This is a genomic window from Lacticaseibacillus sp. 30 (assembly GCF_053819265.1).
This window is the reverse complement of the sequence record NZ_JBSOQX010000094.1, coordinates 1-239: the sequence shown is the minus strand read 5'-3', so window position 1 is coordinate 239 and position 239 is coordinate 1. Positions and strand designations below refer to the sequence as shown.

The 239-nt window shown below is 53.1% G+C and carries 2 tRNA genes; both read right to left on the bottom strand.

The features are described 5' to 3' along the window. Positions 1 to 35: 35 nt before the first annotated feature. Positions 36 to 108: transfer RNA gene (locus tag ACWPAB_RS15520), tRNA-Ala, on the bottom strand. 34 nt (positions 109 to 142) lie between these two features. Next, a tRNA-Ile gene (locus ACWPAB_RS15515) sits at positions 143 to 216 on the bottom strand. Between the last annotated feature and the right edge of the window lie 23 nt (positions 217 to 239).

Below are 239 nucleotides of genomic sequence, written 5' to 3'. Positions count from 1 at the left end.
AGCCGACTTTCGTCGGTCATTGGCCTTTCGGCCAATGGAGGATAACGGGATCGAACCGATGACCTCCTGCTTGCAAAGCAGGCGCTCTCCCAGCTGAGCTAATCCCCCATAAGGGTTGTTCAATTAACAAGCGTACGCTTGATGGGCCTAGATGGACTTGAACCATCGACCTCACGCTTATCAAGCGTGCGCTCTAACCAACTGAGCTATAGGCCCGATAGGCGTGAAGAGGTTATCCT